The organism is Cronobacter universalis NCTC 9529 (genome assembly GCF_001277175.1).
GTDB lineage: Bacteria > Pseudomonadota > Gammaproteobacteria > Enterobacterales > Enterobacteriaceae > Cronobacter > Cronobacter universalis.
The window spans coordinates 3,766,823-3,793,288 of the sequence record NZ_CP012257.1 but is presented as its reverse complement, the minus strand read 5'-3'; the positions used below and the strand labels follow the sequence as shown (position 1 = coordinate 3,793,288).

Here is a 26,466-nt window from a genome sequence, read left to right as displayed (position 1 = left end):
AAACACCTGTTTGCGATGTGTCCCATCAGGCGATAAATGTGACACAGAAAGCAGGGATATGAGGCCATAATGAATTTCAGGGCACGACGTCAGGCGTTGCGAATCTCAGGCATAATCATGGTGGTCTTACTGCCTGTGATGCTTGCGCTTTGGGTCGCCCATCACCGGGCGGTCAGCGAGACGCGCGCGCATCTGGACGCCTTCGCGCAACTGGTGCTCAACCGTACCGAACTGGTGTTAAGTCACGTTGAAGCCGCCCGTAACGAAGCCGAAAAATATCAGGGCGAAATATGTTCACCTGCGCATCAACGAAATATGCTGGATATTTCTCGCGGACAAATCTATATCGAAGATTTAATTTACGCGCAGGGAGATGAATTATTATGTTCGACCCTGTTCGATCAGCCTTTTATTCTGTCACCCGCCAATTATACCCGCACGCCGGATATCGCTTTTTACTATTACCGCGATACACCGTTCTTCTCCGGCCACAAAATGGTTTATTTGCGTAAAGGCAATTATGTCGCGGTCGTAAACCCCCTTTCTTTTAGCGAAATATTATCCAGCGACACTACGCTTATTTATGGCGTTTATGACACCGCCACCCACAGCTTTTTTTCATTAAGCGAAAAGGCCGACGCGCGAACGCTTGCGTCTTTCACGCGTGCCGGAAATACCGATTTCCAGAAAGAGGGCCGTTTCTGGTCGATAGTACAATCCGGCAAGCGTCCGATTGCCGTCGTCGTTTCTACCAGCGATGCCTGGTTCTGGCAGGCGTGGCGGCGTCAGATGTCCGTTATGCTGCCGCTCGGGCTTGTCATGGGCGGTTTTCTGGTTTTTCTCGGCACCCGTACGCGTAACCGCTTTAATTCGCCGAGCCGCCAGCTACAGCGCGCGTTGCAGAAGCGGGCGCTGTGCCTGCATTACCAGCCGATTATGGATATTAAGCATGGCATGTGCGTCGGCGCGGAGGCGCTGCTGCGCTGGCCTGGTTATAACGGTCAGGTGATGAGCCCGGCGGAGTTTATTCCGCTCGCGGAAAAAACCGGGATGATCGCGCAGGTGACTGATTATGTGGTAGAAGAGTTATTTAACGATCTGGGCCATTTCCTGGCGACCCACCCGCAAATTTATATTTCCATTAACCTTTCCGCTTCGGATTTCCATTCGTCGCGTCTGATTGCGTTGATCGAAGGAAAAAATAGCCAGCACGGCGTGCGGGCGCAGCAAATCAAGATTGAAGTGACCGAGCGGGGCTTTATTGACGTGCCGCGCACTACGCCGGTTATTCAGGCGTTTCGTCAGTCAGGCTTTGAGATTGCCATCGATGATTTCGGCACCGGATATTCCAACCTGCATAATCTCTATTCGCTGAATGTCGATATTCTGAAAATTGATAAATCGTTTATTGATACGTTAACCACCAACAGCACCAGCCATTTGATTGCGGAGCATATTATCGATATGGCCCAGAGCCTGCGGCTAAAGATTATCGCCGAGGGCGTGGAAACCGCCGAACAGGTGGGCTGGCTGTTAAAGCGTGGGGTGCAGTATTGCCAGGGCTGGCATTTCTCAAAAGCGCTGTCGCGTCAGGAGTTTGTCGCCTGGCTGCAACAGGATGACGCCCGGGGTGTGCCGGGCTGGCAGAACTGCACCATTAATCGTCAGGCGCTTTGACGGTAATCGCTCGGCGTGCGGTCGAACTGACGGCGGAAAATGCGCGAAAACGTCTGTTGCGACACATAACCATAATCCATCGCGATATCAAAAATCGGCCGCCGGGTCGTTCGTAGCTCCTGCGCCGCCAGTTGCAAACGCCGCTTGCGAATATACTCACCCAGCGTCTGATGCATCACGGTGCGAAACATCCGCTGTAAATACCATTTCGAATAGCCCGACTTCTTTGCCACCACATCGATATTCAGTGGCTGGTCAATATGCTCATCAATCCATTGCGTCAGTGCGTGGATAATTTCCTGATGTGACATAAGCCGTCCTCTTCCTCTGTTTTGGGTTAGCCGTTCTTCTGGTCGGCGAGTATAATTCCTCAAGTTAACTTGAGGTAAAGCCCCTGATGGAAAAGAAAGCACCCAGAATCAAATCGCTGCTTACGCCAGGCGAAGTCGCGAAGCGCAGCGGCGTGGCGGTCTCCGCGCTGCACTTCTATGAAAGCAAAGGGCTGATTAAAAGCACCCGTAACAGTGGCAATCAGCGGCGTTACCGGCGCGACGTGCTGCGTCAGGTGGCGATCATTAAAATCGCCCAGCGCATCGGTATTCCGCTGGCAACGATTGGCGAGGCTATCGGCGTGTTGCCGGAAGGGCATAACCTGAGCCCGAAGGCCTGGAAGCAGCTCTCCACGCAGTGGCGCGAGGAACTGGACAGGCGCATTAAAACGCTCACCGCGCTGCGCGACGATCTCGACGGCTGCATCGGTTGCGGCTGTCTGTCGCACCGCGATTGCCCGCTGCGCAACCCCGAGGACCGTCTGGGCGCGCAGGGCAGCGGGGCGCGTTTACTGGAAGACGAATAAGCGGCGCGCAAACAAATTCGGTGCGCCGGCGGCGGATTCTCTATAGTTAATACAATGAAAAGCGAAAGGAAAACGCCATGCTGACGGTCCACCATCTGAATAATTCCCGCTCGCAGCGCATTCTCTTCGCGCTGGAAGAGCTCGGCCTGCCTTATGAACTGGTGCGCTACCAGCGTGAACCCACCATGCTGGCGCCGCCTGCGCTAAAGAAGGTGCATCCGCTCGGCAAGTCGCCGGTGCTGGAGGATAACGGCCAGAAAATTATCGAGTCCGGCGCGATTCTGGAGTACCTCCAGGAGACGTATGACACTGAACAGCGCCTGAAGCCACAAAGCGCTGAAGAGAAAATCCAGTACCGCATCTGGCTCCATTACGCCGAAGGGTCTTTAATGCCGCTGCTGTTGATGAAGCTGGTGTTTGGCAGCCTTGGCAAAAAGCCTGTTCCGCTCGGGTTTCGCACCCTCGGCAAGGCGCTCGGGCAGGGCGTGCAGAAAGCCTGGCTTAATAAGCAGCTCGCCACCCACACGCGCTTTATGGAAGATCACCTGACGCTGCATCCGTGGTTTGCCGGGCAGACCTTCAGCATGGCGGATATCCAGATGAGCTTTCCGGTTATCGCCCTGCTGGCGCGCAGCGACTCCGGCGAGTTCCGCCAGCTACGCGCCTGGCTTACCAATCTTCAGGCCCGCCCGGCCTGGCGGCGCGCGATTGAAAAAGGCGGCCCGCTGGAGATCCCCGGCAGTTAATAACGCAGGCCTTCACCCGAAGGCCTGTTTTTTGCGCATCAACGATATCGTTTGCGCAGCCTGCGCTGAATTATTCATCAGCCAGCACAACTTTTTGCCAAAAGCCATAAAGTTCAGTTGAAAATCCCCGTCCTAAGGCTGGATAATCGTTTGCCTATAAATTTTGCCGTTTTTTGCGCGTGGAGTTAAACGTTTGCTTTTTGTGGACCCTCCAAAACCACAAACAGAACGCAGGGAGTTAACGTTTGATCCGCAGCGGGTTGTTTGCCACGCGCAGGCTTTAAAAAACTATCACTTTCAGGGGATGTCTCATTATGTCTACGCCTTCTGCGCGTAACGGCGGTTCACTCGACGCCTTTTTTAAAATTTCCGCGCGCGGCAGTAACGTGCGCCAGGAGATTGTTGCCGGTCTCACCACGTTCCTCGCGATGGTCTATTCCGTGATCGTCGTGCCGGGGATGCTCGGCAAAGCCGGTTTCTCGCCTGCCGCCGTGTTTGTCGCCACTTGTCTGGTGGCTGGCGTTGGCTCCATCGTGATGGGGCTGTGGGCGAATCTGCCGCTGGCGATTGGCTGCGCCATTTCGCTGACCGCTTTTACGGCGTTTAGCCTGGTGCTCGGGCAGCACATCAGCGTACCGGTCGCGCTCGGCGCGGTCTTCCTGATGGGCGTGCTGTTTACCGTTATCTCCGCGACCGGCATTCGTAGCTGGATCCTTCGCAATCTGCCGCAGGGCGTGGCGCACGGCACCGGCATCGGTATCGGTCTGTTCCTGCTGTTGATCGCCGCCAACGGCGTGGGCCTGGTGATTAAAAACCCGCTCGACGGCCTGCCGGTGGCGCTCGGTCATTTCGCCAGTTTCCCGGTGATCATGTCGCTGATTGGCCTGGCCGTGATTATCGGCCTTGAGAAACTGAAAGTGCCGGGCGGCATTCTGCTGACCATCATCGGCATTTCGATTGTCGGCCTGATCTTCGACCCGACGGTAAAATTCACCGGCCTGTTCGCCATGCCGTCGCTGAGCGATGAGAAGGGCAATTCGCTGATTGGCAGCCTTGATATCATGGGCGCGCTCGATCCTGTGGTGATTCCGAGCGTGCTGGCGCTGGTGATGACCGCCGTGTTCGACGCCACCGGCACCATTCGCGCGGTCGCGGGCCAGGCGAATCTTTTGGATAAAGACGGCCAGATCATCGACGGCGGCAAAGCGCTGACCACCGACTCCCTCTCCAGCGTCTTCTCAGGCCTGGTGGGCGCGGCGCCGGCGGCGGTTTATATCGAATCTGCCGCCGGCACCGCAGCGGGCGGTAAAACGGGCCTGACGGCGATTACCGTCGGCGTACTGTTCCTGCTGATCCTGTTCCTCTCGCCGCTCTCGTATCTGGTACCGGCCTACGCCACCGCGCCTGCGCTGATGTATGTCGGCCTGCTGATGCTGAGCAACGTGGCGAAAATCGACTTCGCCGATTTCGTTGACGCGATGGCGGGGCTGATTACCGCGGTGTTTATCGTGCTGACCTGCAACATCGTGACCGGCATCATGATCGGTTTCGCGTCGCTGGTGATTGGCCGCATCGTCTCGGGCGAGTTCCGCAAGCTCAATATCGGCACCGTGGTTATCGCCATCGCGCTGGTCGCTTTCTACGCGGGCGGCTGGGCAATCTAAACCTTTCTTTAACAAAGCGGGCTGCGGCCCGCTTTTTCCTGCTTTCAGGGCACAACCTGATTCCTTTTCCGGCGCGTCAATGTTCTATTATCAGAGGTGAGTCTTACATCACAGATAATAAGGAGCCGCTCAGACCGCATGGAAATCTTTTTTACCATCCTCATCATGACCCTCATGGTATCGCTCTCCGGGGTCGTCACCCGTATGCTGCCATTCCAGATCCCGCTGCCGCTGATGCAGATAGCCATCGGGGCGCTGCTCGCCTGGCCGACGTTCGGTCTGCACGTCGACTTTAATCCGGAGCTGTTCCTGGTCCTGTTTATTCCGCCGCTACTGTTTGCCGACGGCTGGAAAACCCCGACCCGTGAATTTCTCGATCACGGCCGCGAAATCATCGGTCTCGCGCTGGCGCTGGTGGTGGTCACGGTCGTCGGCATCGGTTTTCTTATCTACTGGATGGTGCCGGGCATTCCGCTGATCCCCGCCTTCGCGCTGGCGGCGGTGCTGTCGCCGACCGATGCGGTGGCGCTCTCCGGCATCGTCGGCGAAGGCCGCATCCCGAAAAAAATCATGGGGATTTTGCAGGGCGAGGCGCTGATGAACGACGCCTCCGGCCTGGTGTCGCTGAAATTCGCCGTGGCGGTTGCGATGGGGACGATGGTCTTCACCGTGGGCGGCGCGTCGCTGGAGTTTTTAAAAGTGGCGATTGGCGGCCTGCTCGCCGGTATCGCGGTAAGCTGGCTGTATGGCCGCTCGCTGCGCCTGCTGAGCCGCTGGGGCGGCGATGAGCCCGCCACGCAGATAGTGCTGCTGTTCCTGCTGCCGTTCGCCTCTTACCTGATTGCCGAGCATATCGGCTTCTCCGGCATTCTGGCCGCGGTGGCCGCCGGGATGACTATTACCCGCTCCGGCGTGATGCGTACCGCGCCGCTGGCGATGCGCCTGCGCGCCAACAGCGTCTGGTCGATGCTGGAGTTTGTGTTTAACGGCATGGTCTTCCTGATGCTCGGCCTCCAGCTGCCGGGGATTATGGAAACGTCGCTGGCCGCCGCCGAACTGGATCCGAACGTTGAAACCTGGATGCTGTTCATGGATGTCGTCCTGATCTACGGGGCGCTGATTGGCGTGCGTTTCCTGTGGCTGTGGATCATGAAGCGCTTTAGCCTGCGTTTCCTGAAGAAAAAGCCGCTCACGTTTGGCGAGTACTCGACGCGCGAACTGCTGGTCGCGTCATTCGCCGGGGTGCGAGGGGCGATTACCCTTGCGGGCGTGCTCTCCATTCCGCTGCTGCTGCCGGATGGCTCGCCGTTCCCGGCGCGCTATGAGCTGGTGTTCCTTGCCGCAGGCGTGATCCTCTTCTCGCTGTTTGTCGGCGTGATCCTGCTGCCGATTTTGCTGCAACAGGTCGAGACGCCGGATCACGGTCTGGCGCACAAAGAAGAACGGATGGCGCGCGCGGTGACGGCGGAAGTGGCGATTACCGCCATCCAGAAAATGGAAGAGCGTCTGGCCGCCAATACCGAAGAGAACATCGACGATCAGTTGCTGAAAGAAGTGTCCGCGCGCGTGACGGGCAATCTGCGCCGCCGCGCCGACGGGCGCAACGATGTGGAAAACAGCGAGCTTGAGGAAAATCTGGAGCGCCGTTTCCGTCTGACCGCGCTGCGTGCGGAGCGCGCCGAGCTGTACCATCTGCGCGCCACGCGGCAGATCAGCAACGAGACGCTACAGAAAATGCTGCACGATATGGACTTGCTCGAAGCGCTGCTGATGGAGCGCAAATAACCCCAACCGCCGGATCGTTCCGGCGGTTTTTCTTTACCGCCCCGCCAGCCTTCGCACCAGTTCAAATTCGCTAAAATTCACCGGCCGCTGCTGCTGCATCGAGATATTCCCGGCGATGCCTGTGAGGATAGACATCGCGCCCGCGCGGTGATCGGCGGCGCGTTGCAGCGGGTCGTCGCCCGGCTCGCCAAACAGATCCGCCAGCATCGCGTTATCGCCGCCGCCGTGTCCTCCTTCGCCCAGCGTGAAATCCGCCTTCCAGGGCGCCGCGAACATCGGGTAAACCGTGATATCGCAACGGTCGAGGCTCCCTTCGGCTTCACGCAGCCCGCCGCCGTTGACGTAAGAGTTTTCCACCAGCTTCATTTCAAGCCGTCCGCGGCTGCCGTTGAACACCACATTGAGCCCTTCCTGTGGCAGATAGGCATTGAGCGAATAGGTGAGCTGCGTCTGGTTCTGGTATTTCACCAGCACCGACAGCGTATCCTCAATGGTGATGCCGTCGCTGAACACGCTCTGATCGCGAAAGTAGCTGTCTTCATGTTCGGCCTCCAGATAGAGCTCTTTGAGCTGCGCGCTCTCCTCCATGTGCAGCGCGAACGGATCGTTCTTCGCCGCCGGATAGCCGTGGGCGCGCGGATAAAACTGCGAGACGCCGCGCTTCTCGGCATTTTCGCGGCCATAAAAACGCAGCGCACCTTCGGCGTAGACGCGCGCCGGGTAGCTGCCGAGCCAGAAATTCATTAAGTCGAAATGGTGGGTCGATTTGTGCACCAGCAGGCCGCCGCTGTTGCGCTTCTCCCGGTGCCAGCGGCGGAAATAGTCCGCGCCATGTTCGGTATTCAGCAGCCATTCGAAATGGACCGAAAACACCTCGCCGATGGTGCCGTTCATCAGTAGTTCGCGCACTTTGCTGTGATGCGGCGCGTAGCGGTAGTTGAAGGTCACACGCACTTCGCGGCCCGTCTCTTCAATGGCGTTAAGAATGCGCAGCGCGCGGACTTCGTCGATGGTCATCGGCTTTTCGGTGATGACATCGCAGCCCGCATAAAGCGCGCGCACGATATAGTCGTCATGGGTCCGATCCATCGTGGTGACGATGACCGTATCGGGCCGGGTATCGCGGATCATCTCTTCAAACTGCGCGGCGACGAAACAGGGCACCGGTTGCGCGCCTGCGTTTCCCAGCAGACGATTAGCGTAACGCATGCGGGTCTGGTTGGTGTCGCAGAACGCGACCATCTGCGCGCTGTCGCGAAATGTCTTGCCGATAGCCTCGATATACATTCCGGCGCGCCCGCCGGTTCCCACCAGGGCGTATTTTTTCATGGTCAGCGTCCTCTCAGGCAACATGATATGTTGTATGGATAAAATAAAAACAACGTTTCATTTTTCTAATGTAGCGCGACCGGAGAGAATGCATACCGCGGAGGGGAAAAAGTGTGATCCCCGGCCGTAATGGCCGGGGAGAAAGATTTAGTGCGCGCGGCCCTGTTCGATGCCAAGACCGGTTTGCGAACGGATAAACTGCGCGCGGAACTGTTCGCGCTCCAGATTGCCCTCCGGGCTGTTGTCAGTCGCCGAGAAGATCCAGATCCCGATAAACGCCACGGCGATAGAGAACAGCGCCGGGTATTCATACGGGAAGACCGGCGCGGCATGGCCCAGCACCTGCACCCAGACGGTCGGGCCGAGGATCATCAGCACCACGGCGGTCAGCAGACCGAGCCAGCCGCCAATCATCGCGCCGCGGGTGGTGAGCTTCGACCAGTACATCGAGAGCAGAATGATCGGGAAGTTACAGCTCGCCGCAATCGAGAACGCCAGGCCTACCATGAACGCGATGTTCTGCTTCTCGAACAGAATCCCGAGCAGGATAGCCACCACACCCAGCACCAGCACGGTGATTTTGGAAACGCGCAGCTCGTCGCGCTCGGTCGCGCCTTTACGGAACACATTGGCATAGAGATCGTGCGACACCGCCGACGCGCCCGCGAGCGTCAGTCCCGCGACGACCGCCAGGATCGTGGCGAAGGCGACCGCCGAGATAAAACCTAAGAACAGGTTGCCGCCCACGGCATCGGCCAGATGTACCGCCGCCATGTTGTTGCCGCCAATCAGCGCGCCGGCGGCGTCTTTAAACGCCGGATTCGCGCCCACCAGCATGATGGCGCCGAAGCCGATGATAAAGGTCAGGATATAGAAATAACCCATAAACCCGGTGGCGTAGAAGACGCTTTTACGCGCCTCGCGGGCGTCGCTCACGGTAAAGAAACGCATCAGAATATGCGGCAGACCGGCGGTACCGAACATCAGGCCGAGGCCGAGCGACAGCGCGGAGACCGGATCTTTCACCAGACCGCCGGGGCTCATGATGGCGCTGCCTTTCGGGTGAACCGCCATCGCTTCCGTAAACAGGTTGTTGAAGCTAAAGCCCACATGCTTCATCACCATAAAGGCCATAAAGCTCGCGCCGAACAGCAGCAGAACGGCTTTGATGATCTGCACCCAGGTGGTGGCCAGCATGCCGCCGAACAGTACATACATCACCATTAGCACGCCCACCAGCACCACGGCGATGTGATAGTTCAGGCCGAACAGCAGCTGGATAAGCTTGCCTGCGCCGACCATCTGCGCAATCAGATAGAGCGCCACCACCACCAGCGAACCACAGGCGGAGAGCAGGCGAATGGGACGCTGCTTCAGGCGGTAAGAGGCGACATCCGCGAAGGTATAACGCCCGAGATTACGCAGCCGCTCGGCGATTAAAAACAGGATAATCGGCCAGCCCACCAGGAAGCCCAGCGAGTAGATAAGCCCATCGTAGCCGGAGGTATAAACCAGCGCGGAGATGCCGAGGAACGATGCGGCGGACATAAAATCGCCCGCGATGGCCAGTCCGTTCTGGAAACCGGTAATGTTGCCGCCCGCGGTGTAGTAATCGCTGCGCGAACGGGTGCGTTTGGAGGCCCAGTACGTGATGCCAAGCGTCAGCGCCACGAAGATCAGGAACATGATGATGGCCTGCCAGTTGGTCGGCTGGCGCTGGACATCACCGGTCAGCGCATCGGCCAGGGCGGCGGGCGACAGCAGAGTCAGCAGCGGGAAAAGGACCTTTTTCATGATGACTGCACCTCTTTCAGCACGGCGTTATTCAGCCGGTCAAATTCCGTGTTGGCGCGCCAGACATACACGCCGGTGAGAATAAACGAAATAAGGATCACGCCGATGCCGATAGGAATGCCGCGCGTCACGCTGCTGCCGGGCGAGAGCGGCGTGCCAAGCCAGCCCGGCGCGAACGCGATAAGCAGGATAAAACCGACATAGATAATCAACATGATGAGGGAAAGGGTGAAGGCAAACCGTTGCCGCTTATGAATTAACTCCCTGTAAGGCGCACTGTTCTCTATCTGCTGACAAATATCGTTATTCATCATCGCAGTCTCCAGAAGTAAAGTAGGGGTTGTTATTGTTCCCTCTCCCTTGTGGGGAGAGGGTTAGGTCGAAAGGTCAGTATGCAAGCGTGGTTATGATGGCATCGCGATGGACTGCTTCTCTTCGAGCAGTTTTTCCACCACGCCCGGATCGGCGAGCGTTGAGGTATCGCCGAGGTTGCTGGTATCGCCCGCCGCGATTTTGCGCAAAATACGACGCATAATTTTGCCGGAGCGGGTTTTCGGCAGCGAATCGGTCCAGTGCAGCACGTCCGGCGTCGCCAGCGGGCCAATCTCTTTACGCACCCAGTTACGCACTTCGCTGTACAGCTCCGCTGACGGCTCCTCGCCGTGGTTCAGCGTCACGTAAGCGTAGATCGCCTGGCCTTTAATGCTGTGCGGAATGCCCACCACCGCGGCTTCGGCGATTTTAGGGTGCGAGACCAGCGCGGATTCAATTTCAGCGGTGCCGAGACGGTGCCCGGAGACGTTCAGTACGTCATCCACGCGCCCGGTAATCCAGTAGTAACCGTCTTCGTCACGGCGCGCGCCGTCGCCGCTGAAGTACATGTTTTTAAACGTCGAGAAATAGGTCTGCTCGAAACGTTCGTGATCGCCAAACAGCGTGCGCGCCTGGCCCGGCCAGGAGTCGGTAATGACCAGGTTGCCTTCGGTGGCACCCTGTTGCGGATTGCCTTCGTTATCCACCAGCGCTGGCTGCACGCCGAAGAACGGACGCGTGGCGGAACCGGCTTTGAGTTCGGTCGCGCCGGGCAGCGGCGTAATCATGAAGCCGCCGGTTTCGGTCTGCCACCAGGTGTCGATGACCGGGCATTTTTCATTGCCGATTTTCTTCCAGTACCACTCCCACGCTTCCGGGTTAATCGGCTCGCCGACGGAACCGAGAATGCGCAGCGACGAACGGTCAGTCCCGTCGATAGCCTTGTCGCCTTCCGCCATCAGCGCGCGAATGGCCGTCGGCGCGGTATAGAGAATATTCACCTTGTGCTTATCCACCACCTGCGCCATACGGTTGGCGGAGGGCCAGTTCGGCACGCCTTCAAACATCAGCGTGGTGGCGCCGCAGGCGAGCGGCCCGTAGAGCAGATAACTGTGCCCGGTCACCCAGCCCACATCCGCGGTGCACCAGTAGATATCGCCCGGATGGTAGTCAAAGGCGTACAGGAACGTGGTGGCCGCGTAGACCAGATAGCCGCCGGTGGTATGCAGTACGCCTTTCGGTTTACCGGTCGAGCCGGAGGTGTAGAGGATAAACAGCGGATCTTCGGCGTTCATCTCCACCGGCTGATGATGCGCGCTGGCTTTCTCCACCAGCTCGTTCCACCAGAGATCGCGTCCTTCATGCCATTCGGTATTCCCGCCGGTGCGTTTAAACACCACCACATGTTCCACGCTGGTGACGCCCGGATTTTTCAGCGCGTCATCGACGTTTTTCTTAAGCGGAATGGTACGGCCGGCGCGCACGCCTTCATCGGCCGTGATAACGAGACGCGCGCTGGAGTCGATAATGCGCCCGGCGACGGCTTCCGGCGAAAAGCCGCCGAAAATAACCGAGTGCACCGCGCCGATACGGGCGCAGGCGAGCATCGCCACGGCGGCTTCCGGCACCATCGGCATATAGATGGCGACCACATCGCCTTTCTTAATGCCGAGATCGGTCAGCGTGTTTGCGAAGCGGCAGACATCGCGGTGGAGTTCGCGATAGCTGATGTGTTTGCTCTGGGTGGCGTCGTCGCCTTCCCAGATGATGGCGGTCTGATCGCCGCGCTCGTTGAGATGCCGGTCAAGACAGTTCGCCGCGAGGTTCAGCGTGCCGTCTTCATACCATTTAATCGAGACATTGCCGGGTGCGAAAGAGGTGTTTTTCACCTTCTGGTAGGGCGTTATCCAGTCAAGGATTTTGCCCTGTTCGCCCCAGAACGCGTCAGGGTCATGCACGGATTGCTGATATTTCGCATCATATTGTTCCGGCGTAATCAGGCAGCGTTCCGCGATAGCCGCGGGAATAGGGTGTTTATGGATTTGGCTCATGGCTTTTTTCTCCTTTTAGATGTTAATGATATGTCACGCAAAAGTTAAGAACAGACTTGCGAATAGCTTTGTTTACTTTTTGGGCGGCAGATCACGCATTGCCGAAACTGCATGAAAATTCATCAAACGAATCTTTTAAGGAAAATAATTGCCATTAAGTATTATTTGCTGACTCGATTTTATAACATCTTAAATAACATAAACTTATGAATGATTAACGCGATAAATTAGGGTTATTAAGGCAATTTTCAGTGAATATGCCTGTTCTTAAAGGGTTGCGCAGGATGCCGTGCAAATGGTACTGATTAAACGCGTTAAAAAACCCCACAATATCACCCAACGTTTGTCATACCCCTTTCAGCTTGCGTCGTTCTCATTCGAGCACGCGTGGGAATGGCGCTGTAATTTAGGAAGTAAAGTCGTTATGAAAAACAGTAAAATCAGCCTGGCCTGGCAGATCCTGCTGGCCCTGGTGCTGGGTATTCTTCTGGGTAGTTTTCTCCATTATCAGACGGATAGCCGCGAATGGCTGGTGACCAATCTCCTTTCACCGGCTGGCGACATTTTTATTCATCTGATTAAAATGATCGTGGTGCCGATTGTTATCTCCACGCTGGTGGTGGGCATCGCCGGTGTCGGCGACGCCAAACAGCTCGGACGCATCGGCGCGAAAACCATCCTCTATTTTGAAGTGATCACGACCGTTGCAATCGTCATCGGCATTACGCTTGCGAACGTGTTCCAGCCAGGCAGCGGCATTGATATGTCCCAGCTCGCGGCGGTGGATATTTCAAAATATCAGCACACGACCGAAGAGGTGCAGAGCCATGCTCACGGTCTGATGGGCACGATTCTGTCGCTGGTGCCGACCAATATTTTCGCCTCGATGGCAAAAGGCGAGATGCTGCCGATTATCTTCTTCTCGGTGCTGTTCGGTTTAGGGCTCTCTTCACTGCCCGCCGCGCACCGTGAACCGCTGGTGACGGTCTTCCGTTCTGTTTCTGAAACCATGTTTAAAGTCACCCATATGGTGATGCGCTATGCACCGGTGGGGGTGTTTGCGCTGATCTCCGTGACGGTGGCGAACTTTGGTTTCGCGTCGCTGTGGCCGCTCGCGAAGCTGGTGATTCTGGTTTACGTGGCGATTCTGTTCTTCGCGCTGATCGTGCTGGGCGCGGTGGCGCGGATGTGCGGGCTGCGCGTCTGGACGCTGATCCGCATCCTTAAAGACGAGCTGATTCTGGCGTACTCCACCGCGAGTTCTGAGAGCGTGCTGCCGCGGATTATCGAGAAGATGGAAGCCTACGGGGCGCCTGCGTCTATCACGAGTTTCGTGGTGCCGACCGGTTACTCCTTTAACCTTGATGGTTCGACGCTTTACCAGAGCATCGCGGCGATTTTTATCGCCCAGCTTTACGGTATTGAGCTGTCGCTGGGTCAGGAGATTATCCTGGTGCTGACGCTGATGGTGACCTCGAAAGGGATCGCGGGCGTGCCTGGCGTGTCGTTCGTGGTATTGCTCGCGACGCTTGGCAGCGTCGGCATTCCGCTGGAAGGCCTGGCGTTTATCGCGGGCGTAGACCGTATCCTCGACATGGCGCGCACCGCGCTGAACGTGGTCGGCAACGCGCTGGCGGTTCTGGTTATCGCCAAGTGGGAACACAAGTTTGACCGCAAAAAAGCGCAGGCTTACGAGCGGGAAGTGCTGGGCCGGTTCGACAGTACCGCCAATAATTGATCCTTCGCGCCTCTGCGTGTTTGCAAGCCCCGCTTCTGGCGGGGTTTTTTATTGCGACGATGTAAGCCATGCGCTGGAAGCGGTAAAAAAACGGGTGCGTTAAGCACTCAACGCCAGCAAGTCGGGCGGAGCGAACCCCGCCCGGAGAGTGTTACCGGTCAGAGCAGGAAAGCCGTGCCGCCACCTCCTTATTTCCTTGCTTTATGGTTAACTCACATAACGTGCCGTGGTTAATTAAAGCGAAAATTAATATCGTGACGCAAAATACAACAAAACATGCGAAAAGATATTTCAGTGGCTTCATGCCTTTTACTCCTTGCCTTTCGGCGAGTAAGCGGCTAATCTCAACTTGTGTGGAGTTGAGGGATAGCCTCGGGTTAATAGGAATATTGCCCGGGGCTTTCTTCTTTCTGTCCCTCGCGTCGGCTTAAGACAGAAAGTCTTAAGCACCCGGCGCTTATCATAATGATCTCTTCTCGAAATGAGAATAAAAATTCAAATGTAATTTATGCCGGGTTTGTTGCATTGGGTTGGTTTATAAATTAAGTAACGTTATTCGGCAATATGAATATTTAAAAAACCAGAAAGAATAAATACCAGAAAGGGTAAAAGGATTGGGTGCGTTAAGACCTCCGCTCCTGGCAAGCCGGGCGAGGAAACCCCGCCCGGGAGAGCCTTACTTGCCCGTACAGGCAAGCTTAGCCGCCACCTCCTGACTGCCGCTTCTGATGGTAAGCTCGCATAACGTACCCTGATTCATTAATGCAAAAATCAAGATAGTTACGCAGACCATGAATAAACAGGCCAGTAAATAATGCAGTGGCTTCATGCCTTTTACTCCTTGCATTCTGAAGAGTAAGAGGCTAATCTCAACTTGCTTGGAGTTGAGGGATAGCCTCGGGTTAATAGAAATATTGGCCGGGGCTTTCTTCTTTCTGTCCCTCACGTTTGCTTAAGACAGAAAGCCTTAAGCACCCGCGCTTATAATAATCCTTTCGCTAAAAAATTAAATAAAAAGCCTGATGTAATTCATTTGTGGCTTTTACATTAATTATGGAGCCTTTCTCGCAAATCTCCGCGTTTGAATAACGAAAGCTGTAACAGGGAAATATAACGCTTTTCATTAATGTGTTATTAAAGGCCGCTTTTTTCTTTCTGCGCGCGCAGCAACGCCCACGTTGTGTATCCTGATACAGAGAGAAAGCGTGACGCCGCGCCGGCTACGCCTGAAAACTATCGGGAATGATAGTATACCCGGCCGCCGTACACCCTTATCATCTCTCCCTTATGCCTGCGCGATAGTGAGCGCCTACATGCGCCATCCGGGCAGGCTACCGACAACCACAGCCGGAATATAAAGAGAGTCACAGTGGATAACCTCATTAGCGCGCCATTAACAGGACAACACGAAACGCCGGTGAACCTGCCGGGGTTGATGCAAGTGCTCAGCAAACACCTTTACTCCACGCCGATGGTCGCCATCCGTGAACTGGTGCAAAACGCGCACGACGCGATTGTCAGACGTCGACTGGAAGAGGGCACCGGGGACCGGCTTGCGGAAATCCGCGTCACGGGCGATGCGCAAAACCGGACTATCGTTATTCACGATACCGGCTCCGGCCTCACGGAGCAGGAGATCCACGATTTCCTGGCGACCGTCGGCGTCGGCTACACCCGCCATCTGCGCCAGCAGGACGACGAAACAGGGCTTATCGGCATGTTTGGTCTGGGCTTTCTTTCCGCCTTTGTGTTGGCGGAGCGGGTGACGGTACACACCACCTCCTGGAAAACGCCGGGGGAAGGCTGGCTTTACGCCTCCGCCAGCGGCGAAACGTATAGCGTTACCCCTGCGAGCCCGCGCGAGCCAGGAGCGACTGTCACGCTGCATCTCAAAGACGAGTTTTTATATCTCGCCAACAACAAGCTGCTGGGCGATGTGCTGGGCCGCTACTGCATATTAATGAAAGAGCCGCTGTTTGTCGGTGAAGAACAGACCGCGGTGAACCACCTTACGCCGCCCTGGCGTGTCGCGTCGCAGGATGGCGTGGCGCTGCATCCGGCGCTGCGTCAGAAGCAGAATATCGAATTCGCCAGCCGCTTCGAACGCGCGTTTACACCGCTCTGTACTTTGCTGGTAGAGCCCTCGGGTGACAGCGACGCGGTAGGCATGCTCTGGCTTCAGGATGGCGCGACGTATGGCACCAGCGATAACCGTAATCTGTCGCTGTTTCTGCGCGGTATGCTGCTCGACGATCAGGCGCGCGAGCTACTGCCGCCGTGGGCGGGTTTTGTCGGCGGCGTTATCGAATCTAATCGCCTTACGCCGACGGCGAGCCGCGAAGATTTACAGCGCGATGTTACCTGGTACGCCACGCAGGCGGCGCTCACCGAGGCGCTGATTAACGGCCTGGCCGATCTCGCGAAGCAGCAACCCGCCGTCTGGCGGCGCGTGCTGGTGCGCCATAACGAAGCGCTGCTCGGCGCGGCCATCTGCGACGATCGTCTCTTCGATCTGCTGAAAGATGAGTTGCTGATCCCGACCTCTCAGGGCGATCTGCCGGTTAAAGCGCTGCGCCAGAACAACACGCTGAACGTGATGCTCAGCGAAGAGGGCGGTTTTGAAGAGATGTTGTTCCGGCTTTCGGGCCGTCCTGTCGCACTGGGTTATCGCTACGCGGTCGTGCCGTTCCTGCGCCGCTGGGCGACGCTCTACGGCGCGCGTCTGGTGGAAGTGGGCACCTCGGCGGGTAACGAACAGCTCTTTGCGCTGCATGACGTCAGCGCCGAAGAAGAAGCGTGGTGGAGCGAACAGCTGCGCGACGACGAAGAGTGCGTAATGTCCTCTTTCGAACCGGCGACGCTGCCGCTGGTGATGGTGGTCAACCGTGACGCCGAGCTTAAAGCGCGTCTTGAGCAGGACGACGCCGATCGCCGCATGAGCACCGCCGCGCTGATGCTGGCGCGCCAGTTTGCCAGCAAAATCGAGCAACAGGCGCCGGTGCGCCTCTACATCAACTTTAACAATCCTGCGGTAAAGGCCTTATCACAGGCCTGGCGTGCCGGGCAACCCATCGCGCCCGGCGCCACGCAATTACTGAAAAGCCTCAAAATTATTCTTGCTCTGGCTACGGGAGATTCCCGTGAGTATGACTTTCGCCAGGCGCTGGACACATTCAGTTGCATCACGGCGCAACTTATTACACCGACAACAGAAGGAAGCAACTAATGGATATCTGGGCATGGTATGAGCAATATGAGCGGGATCTCGCGGAAGCCGGTAAACCCTGGATCACGCAGCATGTCAATAAGCTTATCGAGTCTGTTGTTGAAGTGCAGACCGGTAAAACCGAAGCGCTGCTGCCGGAAGCGCGCGCGCTGAAAAAAACCTCAGGCAACCCGTGGATTGACGTGATGGTTGGCCACTGGGAGATGCGTCATCGCATCGGCAACCTTGGCGAAGGCGAAAAGGCGCTGGGCGATGTCGTGGCGCTGTTTGAGCGCGCTCACCAGGCCGACGCCGCAGAGTGCCCGCAGTCGATTTGCGTGACCCAGGATCTCAGCGCCTGTTACAGCAATGTGGATGGCCCAGGCTGGGCGGATGAGCGTATCGCCGTTTGCCAGGAGACGCTCTCGAAAATCACCCCGCTGCGCAGCTGCTTTCTGTGCCTTTCTGAAGAGCAGTTCTTCGCGATGGTCGACAAAGGCCAGGTTGAAGAGGCGCTGGCCTTTGTGCATCAGCAGATGGAAAAGCGCCGCGCCGCAGGCGAAGAGGATGTCAATGGCCTGAAAGAGAACGAAGCGCAGGCGTTGATGCTGCTCGGCCGTTATGACGAAGCGCTGGCGATCATCAATAAGCTTCATGAAGACGAGCTGGAAAACAGCAGCGAGCAGGTCCGCCAGGTCATGATGATGATGAAAGCGGAAGTGCTGGCGCTGATGGGGCGTGAAGAGGACGCTCGCGAATGGCTGCTGCCGTGGGATCGACTTACCGCCTATAACCGCATGCGCTGGGTGCGCGTGGTGGAGCAACTGGTTCGCCTCAATCCGGCTTACAACAACTGGCAGACCGGCAGCGCGCTGCAACTGATCCTTGAACAGCGCGTGGAAGCGCAGGCGTGGCGCGAAGCGGTTATCGTCGCGAAAACCCATATCCGCCTGGCGCTGGCGCGTGGTGCTACCTGGGTCGCCCGTCGTGCCCTGATGCAGGCGAAACAGTGCGCCGCGAAACTGCGTAACCCGCACGATGAAGACGCCGCGCTGGCGGAGTTCGCAAGCCAGTTAGCGGGCATGGAAACGCAGGTTGAGCTGCCTGTGCCTGCCGAATCGCTGATGGCGTGGCTGGAAGAGCGCGGCCAGCAGGAAGGCGTGACGCGCGATCCGGAGCAGGAAGCCCAGTGGCTGCTGCTCGCTTCCGCGCAGCGCCCTGACGATGAAGAACTGCTGATGCTGGCGGGCGCCGCGCTCGAAGCGTGCCAGGCGCAGGGCGAAGCGACGGATCTCCTGCTTGGCTGGCAGAAACGCCACCCGCAGGAAGAGGCCGCGCCGCTGTTCCATCTGCTCTCCGCACTCCTGAATGCGCGTCGTTACGACGACATCTTAGCGCTGGCCGAAAGCTATCGCGATGCGCTCCCGCATGTGGCGCTGTGGTTTGAAGCTCAGGTGGCGCAGGCGCAGGAAGACTGGGAAAAACTGGAGTCCGTAAGCCAGGCGCTGCGCGCCACGCCGCAGGGCCAGCATAAGATTGCGCCGCTGATGCTGGCGGGCCAGGCGGCGATGCGCCAGAAAGCCTACGATCGCGCCACGGCGTACCTGAAAGACGCGGTGGCGATGATGGACGCGCGCGAAGAGGACGCCAGCAACATTCTGTGGGATCTGCTGACGGCGGCCAGCGCCAGCGAAGACTGGACAACCGTGCGCGAAGCCGGCGCGCGTCTTAATATGCAGTTCAGCACCGATGAAGGCCCGGTTGAGGAGCAGTGGGGCACCGTTCGTCTGCGTTTCTTTGAAAATCACGACGAGCATTACTATTTTGCCCAGCGCACGGGCCCGGTGACCGCGCGCGTCTTCCAGCCGTCCTGGCGTAAAGCGCCGCAGCATATGGGCGAGTCGGTGGTGTTTGACGCCAATCTGCTGAACACACCGCCGGAAGATGAAAAAGAGCGCGAGAATTTCATCCCCGTGCATAACGTGGTGAAAACCCTTGAGCAGAGCGAGTATGCGCCGAGCTGGTTTATCGACGGCGTCGATCCGGGCGAAGAGACGTTCAACGCCTTTGTGAACGGCGTGCGCCAGCGCGGCGGCGCCATCTGGGTGCATTGCGAGTCCGATTATCAGGTGACTGACAGCGAAAGCGGCGAAACGCTGCCTGGCATTTACTTTATGCTGGCGATGCCGCAGTCGGTCTCGCCGCTGGAAGTGGACGCGATGCTGCGTGAATTCACCCAGGGCTGGAAGCACCCAATCCACTGGCTGGATGTCGCGATGTCAGGCGGACTGGATGAAACGCGTCACCGCCAGGTGATGGCGCGCTATCAGCTCTAGTCTTGCACCACGGGCGGCGGCCTTCGCCGCCCGATTTGAGAATCCTCCGCTGTCTGCCTCTCTCCGCCCTCTTTACTTTAAGACCAGTCAAACACAGGGCTGGCATTATGAAATCACATCTTCGCGCTTTGCTTTTCGCCACACTCTCTCTTTCCAGCAGCCACGCGCTGGCGGATGGCCTGGATTCCGTCTTTAACGACACCATTAACTCGGTAACGGAGGCGATCAACGAGGCTTACCATCCTGACGATCGCGATTCGTCGGACGATCGTCGCTATAACGATGAGAGCCGCACGCGTTACGACGAGCGGCGCAGACGTCTGGAAGAGCGCCACCGGCAGCTTGATGAGCGCCAGCGTCGTCTGGATGAAGAGCGCCGTCGCCTGGAGGAAGAAGAGCAACGGCTGGATGACGACGATTATCGCTAACGGCCGCTGTCGGCGATCTCGACATGCGTGGTGCGAGGGATGGCCAGCAGACGATCGCCGCAGGTCAGCAACAGATCGATGCCGAGCGATCCGGCGTGCAGGCGATCGGCCAGTTGTTCAATCAGACACTCCGGCAGCTGCGGCGCGATCATACGCTCTTCCGCAATGCCGGCGCCGGTCAGACGCAGCATTCGCCCGCCGCTCAGGCTATTGACCTGCAACACCAGCGTGGCGCTGTGTTCCGGCGCTATCACGCTGCCGTGGGCCAGGCGATCGGGCAGGAGTGGGTTGAGGTTTTCATCAGCGATGGCGAAAACCGCCTCGTCCGGCGTATCGGCAATCCGCGTACCGGTGTGAAAGCGCAGGTTAGAGCGCACAATATCATTTGCCAGCGCGGGCGAAAGCCAGACAGGGGTATCGCTATCGACAAGCGTGAGCAGCACGCTGGTGGTGGCAACGCCAAGCGGCTGCCAGCCGTGGCGGAGCAACTGTAGCGACACGATGACGCCAGGCTCGCTCATGGCCTTTAGCAGGCGGCGAAAGCACTGCTGTGCATCGTGCACCGGTGAATCAAAGGCGGTATTTAATGTCATCAGGATCTCCATACTGCTGCGCAACGCAGCGGTACGTCGCAGACGCCGCCGGATGCAGGTTGCGGCACATCCTGACGGCCTAATATGACCCTACTGTTAAACAAACATGACAGCCAGATGAATTGTGACGCAATAAAAGGGGAGGGACGATCGCGCTGCCTTTAACGGAATCATCGATGAGAGATGTTAATATTGGGCTTAAGTCAGGTAAGAAAAAAGAAGATTATTTTCTCGTAAATATATTAATTTCGCCTTTAAGGATATTCCGCTAATCCGATATCGACCGGCTTCTATTTTCCTGAGTTATTTTTATAATTATATTTCGCAACGAGAAATTATATTTTTTCGGGCATTTCTTAATAATATTCCTAAAAGAAATTGATGAAAAGTTAAGCGACACTTCATTGAAGTGTAGTTGTTATTTATTTTATTGATTTTAAAGGGTATTTACAGAAAGAATCTTGCTGATTTCTATTTTACGCTGCTTTTCTGTTTTGTCTTATTCTTTTTTTAAAATGCACGCGAAAATAAGCGCGCAATCACGTTAACCAGGCGGGAGGGCAAGGGGGCTGGCTATAAAAAACACAGGGGGAAATCGGGTAAGCACGCTATTTTATTCTGAGCAGAGCTCCGTCCAGTTGAACTGCGGCTGATGTGCCCGGAACTGGCAACGCAGGCTGCCAGCCCAGGCAAAACGCGGTCTGAGGCGCCGTCAGCTTTTTTTGACGAACTCCGATTTCAGCTTCATCGGGCCGAAGCCGTCGATTTTACAGTCGATGTTGTGATCGCCTTCCACCAGACGGATGTTCTTCACTTTGGTGCCAATCTTCAGCATCGACGAGCTGCCTTTGACCTTGAGATCCTTAACAATTGTGACGCTGTCGCCATCAGCCAGCAGATTGCCGTTGGCGTCTTTGACCACCAGCGCGTCGCTGTCGGCGGGGGTCTCGCCTTCGCGCCATTCGTGGGCGCACTCCGGGCAGACGTAAAGATTATTATCCAGATAAGTATATTCAGAACCGCATTGCGGGCAGGCTGGCAGTGACATGGTTTCTCCTTAGAATGAACCGACAGGGCAGCAAAAGAGGGCTGCGCAAGAAGCGGCCGCTTACGCGGCGCGCGTCAAAGGCGGGATTATACCCTAAACCCTTACGTTTTACGGGCCTGTCTGCGGCGCAAACGCGCAGGCGTCAGAAGCGGCCGCACATTTTTACTGGCGGGCATAAAACATATATCGTGATTTATTGCCAGGCGGTGTTATTCTGGAGCGGTTAATGTTGGTTTGAATTATTAAATCCATCCCCTGAAGTCGGAACATTTTTGTCAAATGGCCGATGTGAGGATATATTCTTTCGCTCTGAAAAATCGATCAGCCCTCTGGTCTTACAGAGTGATTATTTGGTTTCCTGACGTAGATGAAGGTTTGAAACCTTTCTCATCGTCTCATGCATATTTTACCACAACGATGGTATGGCATTTTTTACGCCACTTTTCCGTCAGGTCGCGTTGTGACGCGCAGGATATTTTCCACACGTAATTATAAAAGCCGCATTGAGCTAATAAAAAGATAAGGCAAAAGGTCATTTAATTTGTGTTAAGGGAAGATTTTTCATGCACACACAGACTGTATTTGAAATGAATCAGGAAGCGGAACGGCTACTTCAGCTGGCGCTGTATAATCTCAGCGCCCTGAAACAAATGCCGCTGGCGGTGCAGGGTGACGGTGGGAACGTTACCTGTCGACAGGCTGCCGTGCATCCGCTTCATTTTTCCTTACGCGGGCTGGAGGCGCAGCAGGAGGTGCTGCAGGCCGAGCTGCGAAAAACCACCCAACAAGAGATGGTGCTGGCGATTGTCGGCACGATGAAGGCGGGGAAATCGACCACCATCAACGCTATCGTCGGCAAGGAGGTCCTGCCGAACCGCAACCGCCCCATGACGGCGCTGCCGACGCTGATTCGTCACACGCCAGGCCAGAAAGAGCCGGTACTGCATTTCACACACGCCGGGCCGATAGAAACCCTGATGCAGGCGCTACGCGTCCGGTTACAGAACGCTTCGCGCGACAGCCTGGCGCTGCGCCTAGAAATCGACCGCGATATGGACGCCCTGCTGGCGCGCATCCTTAACGGCACTTCGTTTGAAAAAAACTATCTCGGCGCCCAGCCAATTTTCCACTGTCTGAAAAGCTTAAACGATCTGGTGCGGCTCTCGGCCGTGCTCGACGTGCCGTTCCCGTTTCGCGCGTACGCCGCCATTGAACATATTCCGGTGATAGAGGTGGAGTTCACTCACCTTGCCGATATGGATCGCGGGCTCGGGCAGTTGACCCTGCTGGATACCCCCGGCCCGAACGAAGCCGGACAGCCGCACCTGCAAAAGATGCTCCAGGAGCAGATTGCCCGCGCGTCCGCCGTACTGGCGGTGATGGATTATACCCAGCTGAAATCCACCTCCGACGAAGAGGTGCGTATGGCGCTCGCGGCGGTGGGCGAATCGGTGCCGCTCTACGCGCTGGTGAATAAGTTCGATCAACTGGATCGCAACAGCGACGATGAAGATCAGGTTCGGGCGCTGATCGCCGGCACGCTGATGAAAGGCGCCATCGATCCGGCCCATATTTTTCCGGTCTCTTCCATGTGGGGCTACCTGGCCAACCGCGCGCGCCAGGAGCTTGCAGAGCACGGCGCGCTGCCGCCGTATGACGAGCAGCGCTGGGTGCAGGATTTCGCCGAAGCGGCACTGGGCCGCCGCTGGCGAAACGCCGATTTCGCCGACATCGCGCACCTGCGCCACGCCGCCGATCTGCTGTGGGAGGACTCCCTTTTCGAAGCGCCCATTCGGGCGATTCTGCACACGGCGCACGCGCACGCTTCGCTCTACGCGCTGCGTTCGGCCTGCGCAAAATTAATTCACTCTGCGCAATGCACCCGAGACTACCTGGACTTTCGCTGTCAGGGGCTCGATATCGCAAATGACCAACTGGTGGAGAGTATCTCTCAAATGAATAATGACATCGCACAGCTAAAACGTTGCCAGGCAGACGCCAGCAAAGCCATTCAGGAGCAGGTTGTTCAGGCGCTGGGGCGCGCGTCGGAGACAATTGCGGGTCATGAACAGAAGGTACTGGCGGATATCGCCAGCTATTTTGAGACGGGCAAAGTGCCGCCGCTGTCGCTCAGCAGTCCGGTTCGCCGCGCGGTGACCTGGGGGAGCGATTTCGACGCAGGCAGCGAACAGCTGATCCTGGATCAGGAGAGCGACGCGCGGATGCTGCTGCATAAAATTCGCGCCTCCTGCGAGCTGATCCTGCTGTCGGTTCAGGAGAATCTGACCCGCGATCTGGCCGTCCATTTCAGCGATCTGGAGACGGCGCTGGGGGATATCCTGCGCGCCGCCCTGGCGCCGCTGGAGTTGCGCGTCACGGAAGGGCTGCGCCGCACCGGCTTTCGCGCGCATATCACGCTGCCGGTGTTTCAGCGCAGCCAGCTTAATTTCAACGCGCATCAGCTCTTTAACGATGTCATTGAAGAAGAGAGCGTGCCGGTCGCCAGCGCGCCGCGTAATAACGGCGTGCGCGGTACCGTAGCGCGCTGGATCACCAGCAAGGATCTGGGCTGGGATGACTGTACGGCCATGCGCTCGCGTTACGTGATTAACCTGCCGCAGCTTAAGCAGACGTTGAGCCGTTACGTCAGCCGTTTTTGCGCGCAGATCCGCCAGGCGATGAACGCCCAGGTGGATATCTCCGTGACGGCGGGTATGGCGACATTTTTCGCCGAATTTCAGATGGCGATGGCGGCGATTGAAGCGAATCTTCAGCAGAGCCTCGCGGCGCGTCAGCAGAGCGAGACGTCGCGCAACGCCCTGCGTGAGAAGCTGCAACAGTGCGCCCGTACCGCGCGTGACATTAAAGAAGACGCCCGTGCGCTGCGTGATGATATACAGACGCTGTTTTCCGTGGAGCACTGACCGCCATGAACGGGTCACTGGTTGAAGGGCCGGGCCGACATTTACGCGCGCTGCGCGGGCGACTGATGGTGGATCTGGCGAAGGGCGAAGAAGAAGCCCGCGATGGCCGTTCGCATCCGCAGCATCAAAAGGTGCGCGAACGGCTGCAGAAGTCGTTGATCGCCGCCGGGCCTGCGGTGGCGCCGCCGGAGATGGCGGCGCTGCATATGCTGGAGTCGCTTTCGCGCCAGAGTTCGCCCGGGCATCTGGCGTTAAGCCTGACGGCGCAGGCGCTGGCGCGCCGCAGCCAGCGTCTCGGCGAGAAGGGGGCCGCCGCGCCTTTCGCACAGGCGCTTGAGGTGACGGCAGGACACTATCAGCACAGCGCCGCGCGGCTGGAAGCGCAGTTACGCCAGAGCGATTTGGCGATAGCGGCGCAGCGCCACGTCAGCGAGGTTATGGCGCGCTGGAAAAACGGCGAGTTTAACGGCTGGTCGCCCGCCGGGCGCTGTTACGTGGCGCTGGAAGAGCTGCGCTGGGGCGCGTTCGGCGACGCCCTGCGTTTAGGCGAGCCGGGCGACAAAACCGCGCTGTTGCAACCCGTGTATGACGAGACGACCCTCCGACTGGCGCACAGCGTTAATGCCTCGCCCCATACGCGGCATTTCTATCAGCAATGGCTGCATACGCCGCCGCAGCCGGGCCTGCTGGAGCATAAAGATATGCTCTGCTGGCTGGGGGCGGTGCATGACGGGGAGCGCCAGCCGGTCAGCTGGTCGGTGACGCAAACCTGGCAGAGCGTGTCGCTGGGAATGCCGCGGATCTGCTCCGCAAGGCGGCTGGTCAATGCGCTGGTGGAAGAGATTTTTCTGCTCTGAACGCCAAAAAACACCCCGCCGATGCGGGGTGTTTTACGACTGGCGCAGCCTTTATCGGCGAAGCGTGCTCGTAGTGATGCTTTCGGCACCTTGCGTTACAGGCGGCTGTTTCGCCACATGTCGGGCATACAGCGCGGTGATGATGGGCACCAGAATCGCCGTTACGATGACGCTCGCGGCCACCAGCGCCGTGGCTGAGGCTGCGACCGGTTCAAACGCCGGGTTGATTTGCGCGATAATGACCGGGTTCGCGACCGCCGCGCCCGCCGCCGATGAGGCCGCCACGCCTGCCGTACCGTTGCCGCCGCCCAGGAATTTATCGGCCATGATCAACGGAATGCCGGTAATAATGATAACGGCGACACCCAGCACAATCCCCAGCAGGCCCGTTTCCATAATTACGCGCAGATTAATGGTATTGCCCAGCGCGAAGCCGAAGAACGGGATCAGCACCGGCGTGGCTTTACTGAAGAATGCGCGCAGATCGTGATCCAGATTGCCGAGCGCGAAGCCAATCAGAAACGGCAGCACCGCGCCGATGAAGTGATGCGGCTCGAAAGAGGCGAGACCGGCGGAGCCCAGAATCACCATCGTCATCAGCGGGCCCGATTCCAGCGACATCAGCACAAACGCGCCGGACTCTTCCTTCGTGCCGTACTGGTTCATCAGGCTGGCGTATAGCCCGCCGTTGGTCATGTCCATCGCGGAAACGATAGCCAGTACCGACAGCCCGGCGAAAAAGCCGGTCTGGATGCCGGTATCCGGAATAAAAGACGCCGCAATCATCGCCACCAGCCAGGCCACGGCGATTTTGGTCAGTACCAGCGTGCCGGATTTACGCAATACCGTTCCGGTTGCGCGTAAATCAATAGAGGCGCCAATACAGAAAAACCAGACGGCGAGAATAGGCACCGTTCCGCTTATCATTCCTTTGGTAAACGAACCGAAATAATTGCCGGTTTGTGGCGCCAGCGTATTTAAAATCGCTCCCAGTAACAGCGGGATAAGCATCATCCCTCCCGGAATGCGTTCCATCGTAGTTTTAATCTTCATCATAAACCTCAGAGGTTTTATTCAGCCCTGGCTGAATTAAGGTCAAAAGTATCCCTCGATAAAAATCATT

Annotated in this window: 21 protein-coding genes; 11 read left to right on the top strand and 10 right to left on the bottom strand. The window is 57.4% G+C overall.

Translation table 11 applies throughout. From position 1 onward, the window contains the following. The first annotated feature begins 69 nt into the window (after positions 1-69). Positions 70-1,677: an EAL domain-containing protein gene (locus AFK65_RS17460; protein WP_144421408.1), complete on the top strand. Its 1,608-nt coding sequence runs from the start codon at positions 70-72 to the stop codon at positions 1,675-1,677. On the opposite strand, the gene soxS is transcribed toward AFK65_RS17460, so the two are convergent. After that, positions 1,665-1,988: a superoxide response transcriptional regulator SoxS gene (soxS, locus tag AFK65_RS17455; RefSeq protein WP_004386206.1), complete on the bottom strand. Its 324-nt coding sequence runs from the start codon at positions 1,986-1,988 to the stop codon at positions 1,665-1,667. The two genes, AFK65_RS17460 and soxS, sit on opposite strands and share 13 nt — an antisense overlap. An 86-nt stretch (positions 1,989-2,074) precedes the next feature. Between soxS and soxR the strand changes: the two genes are divergently transcribed. The 4 genes from soxR (at position 2,075) to AFK65_RS17435 (ending at position 6,728) form a co-directional block, all read left to right on the top strand. Then, on the top strand, positions 2,075-2,533 hold the full coding sequence (gene soxR, locus AFK65_RS17450; protein ID WP_004386207.1) for a redox-sensitive transcriptional activator SoxR: 459 nt from the start codon (positions 2,075-2,077) through the stop codon (positions 2,531-2,533). Positions 2,534-2,610: 77 nt separating this feature from the next. Next, positions 2,611-3,279 (top strand): glutathione S-transferase family protein, encoded by a 669-nt coding sequence (locus tag AFK65_RS17445; protein ID WP_007702246.1) that lies wholly within the window; start codon positions 2,611-2,613, stop codon positions 3,277-3,279. 314 nt (positions 3,280-3,593) lie between these two features. Beyond that, positions 3,594-4,943 (top strand): guanine/hypoxanthine transporter GhxP, encoded by a 1,350-nt coding sequence (ghxP, locus tag AFK65_RS17440; RefSeq protein WP_007702244.1) that lies wholly within the window; start codon positions 3,594-3,596, stop codon positions 4,941-4,943. Positions 4,944-5,081: 138 nt separating this feature from the next. Further along, positions 5,082-6,728 (top strand): Na+/H+ antiporter, encoded by a 1,647-nt coding sequence (locus tag AFK65_RS17435; RefSeq protein WP_007702241.1) that lies wholly within the window; start codon positions 5,082-5,084, stop codon positions 6,726-6,728. A gap of 33 nt (positions 6,729-6,761) precedes the next feature. Here the strand turns inward: AFK65_RS17435 and AFK65_RS17430 are convergent, their stop codons facing one another. The 4 genes from AFK65_RS17430 to acs all read right to left on the bottom strand — a co-directional run bounded on the left by AFK65_RS17430 (position 6,762) and on the right by acs (position 12,214). Then, on the bottom strand, positions 6,762-8,057 hold the full coding sequence (locus tag AFK65_RS17430) for a Gfo/Idh/MocA family protein (RefSeq protein WP_007702239.1): 1,296 nt from the start codon (positions 8,055-8,057) through the stop codon (positions 6,762-6,764). 147 nt (positions 8,058-8,204) lie between these two features. Continuing rightward, a complete protein-coding gene (gene actP / locus AFK65_RS17425; RefSeq protein ID WP_071602479.1) occupies positions 8,205-9,854 on the bottom strand; it encodes a cation/acetate symporter ActP in 1,650 nt (549 codons plus the stop codon). After that, entirely contained in the window at positions 9,848-10,162 is a 315-nt protein-coding gene (locus AFK65_RS17420) for a DUF485 domain-containing protein (RefSeq protein WP_032805696.1), read from the bottom strand. Before AFK65_RS17420 ends, actP begins: the two co-directional genes overlap by 7 nt. A gap of 93 nt (positions 10,163-10,255) precedes the next feature. After that, positions 10,256-12,214, bottom strand: a complete 1,959-nt coding sequence (acs, locus tag AFK65_RS17415; RefSeq protein ID WP_038856180.1) for an acetate--CoA ligase — start codon at positions 12,212-12,214, stop codon at positions 10,256-10,258. Positions 12,215-12,638: 424 nt separating this feature from the next. Between acs and gltP the strand changes: the two genes are divergently transcribed. Further along, complete coding sequence (gene gltP / locus AFK65_RS17410; protein ID WP_032805695.1) at positions 12,639-13,952, top strand: glutamate/aspartate:proton symporter GltP; 1,314 nt, start codon at positions 12,639-12,641, stop codon at positions 13,950-13,952. A 151-nt stretch (positions 13,953-14,103) separates the two neighbouring features. Here the strand turns inward: gltP and AFK65_RS21350 are convergent, their stop codons facing one another. Both AFK65_RS21350 and AFK65_RS17405 read right to left on the bottom strand, forming a co-directional pair. Further along, on the bottom strand, positions 14,104-14,256 hold the full coding sequence (locus AFK65_RS21350; protein ID WP_015742631.1) for a Hok/Gef family protein: 153 nt from the start codon (positions 14,254-14,256) through the stop codon (positions 14,104-14,106). 372 nt (positions 14,257-14,628) lie between these two features. Further along, positions 14,629-14,781, bottom strand: a complete 153-nt coding sequence (locus tag AFK65_RS17405) for a Hok/Gef family protein (protein WP_007778465.1) — start codon at positions 14,779-14,781, stop codon at positions 14,629-14,631. Positions 14,782-15,321: 540 nt separating this feature from the next. Here AFK65_RS17405 and AFK65_RS17400 point away from each other — a divergent pair. The 3 genes from AFK65_RS17400 to yjdP all read left to right on the top strand — a co-directional run bounded on the left by AFK65_RS17400 (position 15,322) and on the right by yjdP (position 19,921). After that, complete coding sequence (locus tag AFK65_RS17400) at positions 15,322-17,178, top strand: ATP-binding protein (RefSeq protein WP_007702225.1); 1,857 nt, start codon at positions 15,322-15,324, stop codon at positions 17,176-17,178. Next, on the top strand, positions 17,178-19,493 hold the full coding sequence (locus AFK65_RS17395) for an ATP-binding protein (RefSeq protein ID WP_038856182.1): 2,316 nt from the start codon (positions 17,178-17,180) through the stop codon (positions 19,491-19,493). The genes AFK65_RS17400 and AFK65_RS17395 overlap by 1 nt, the downstream gene beginning before the upstream one ends. Before the next feature lie 107 nt (positions 19,494-19,600). Next, on the top strand, positions 19,601-19,921 hold the full coding sequence (yjdP, locus tag AFK65_RS17390; protein ID WP_007702223.1) for a DDRRRQL repeat protein YjdP: 321 nt from the start codon (positions 19,601-19,603) through the stop codon (positions 19,919-19,921). Here the strand turns inward: yjdP and phnH are convergent. Further along, entirely contained in the window at positions 19,918-20,514 is a 597-nt protein-coding gene (gene phnH / locus AFK65_RS17385) for a phosphonate C-P lyase system protein PhnH (RefSeq protein ID WP_032804969.1), read from the bottom strand. The genes yjdP and phnH overlap by 4 nt on opposite strands. 712 nt (positions 20,515-21,226) lie before the next feature. Continuing rightward, the gene (locus AFK65_RS17380) at positions 21,227-21,562 is read right to left on the bottom strand and encodes a zinc ribbon domain-containing protein YjdM (protein ID WP_007702221.1); all 336 of its coding nucleotides are present in this window, start codon (positions 21,560-21,562) and stop codon (positions 21,227-21,229) included. A 563-nt stretch (positions 21,563-22,125) separates the two neighbouring features. Between AFK65_RS17380 and crfC the strand changes: the two genes are divergently transcribed. Together crfC and AFK65_RS17370 are read left to right on the top strand one after the other, a co-directional pair. Next, positions 22,126-24,486, top strand: coding sequence for a clamp-binding protein CrfC (gene crfC / locus AFK65_RS17375; RefSeq protein ID WP_032804967.1), 2,361 nt, complete (start codon positions 22,126-22,128; stop codon positions 24,484-24,486). 5 nt (positions 24,487-24,491) lie between these two features. Further along, entirely contained in the window at positions 24,492-25,343 is an 852-nt protein-coding gene (locus AFK65_RS17370) for a diguanylate cyclase regulator RdcB family protein (RefSeq protein ID WP_007702214.1), read from the top strand. 51 nt (positions 25,344-25,394) lie between these two features. Here AFK65_RS17370 and kdgT read toward each other — a convergent pair whose 3' ends face one another. Continuing rightward, a complete protein-coding gene (gene kdgT / locus AFK65_RS17365) occupies positions 25,395-26,396 on the bottom strand; it encodes a 2-keto-3-deoxygluconate transporter (protein WP_007702212.1) in 1,002 nt (333 codons plus the stop codon). Positions 26,397-26,466 lie beyond the last annotated feature (70 nt).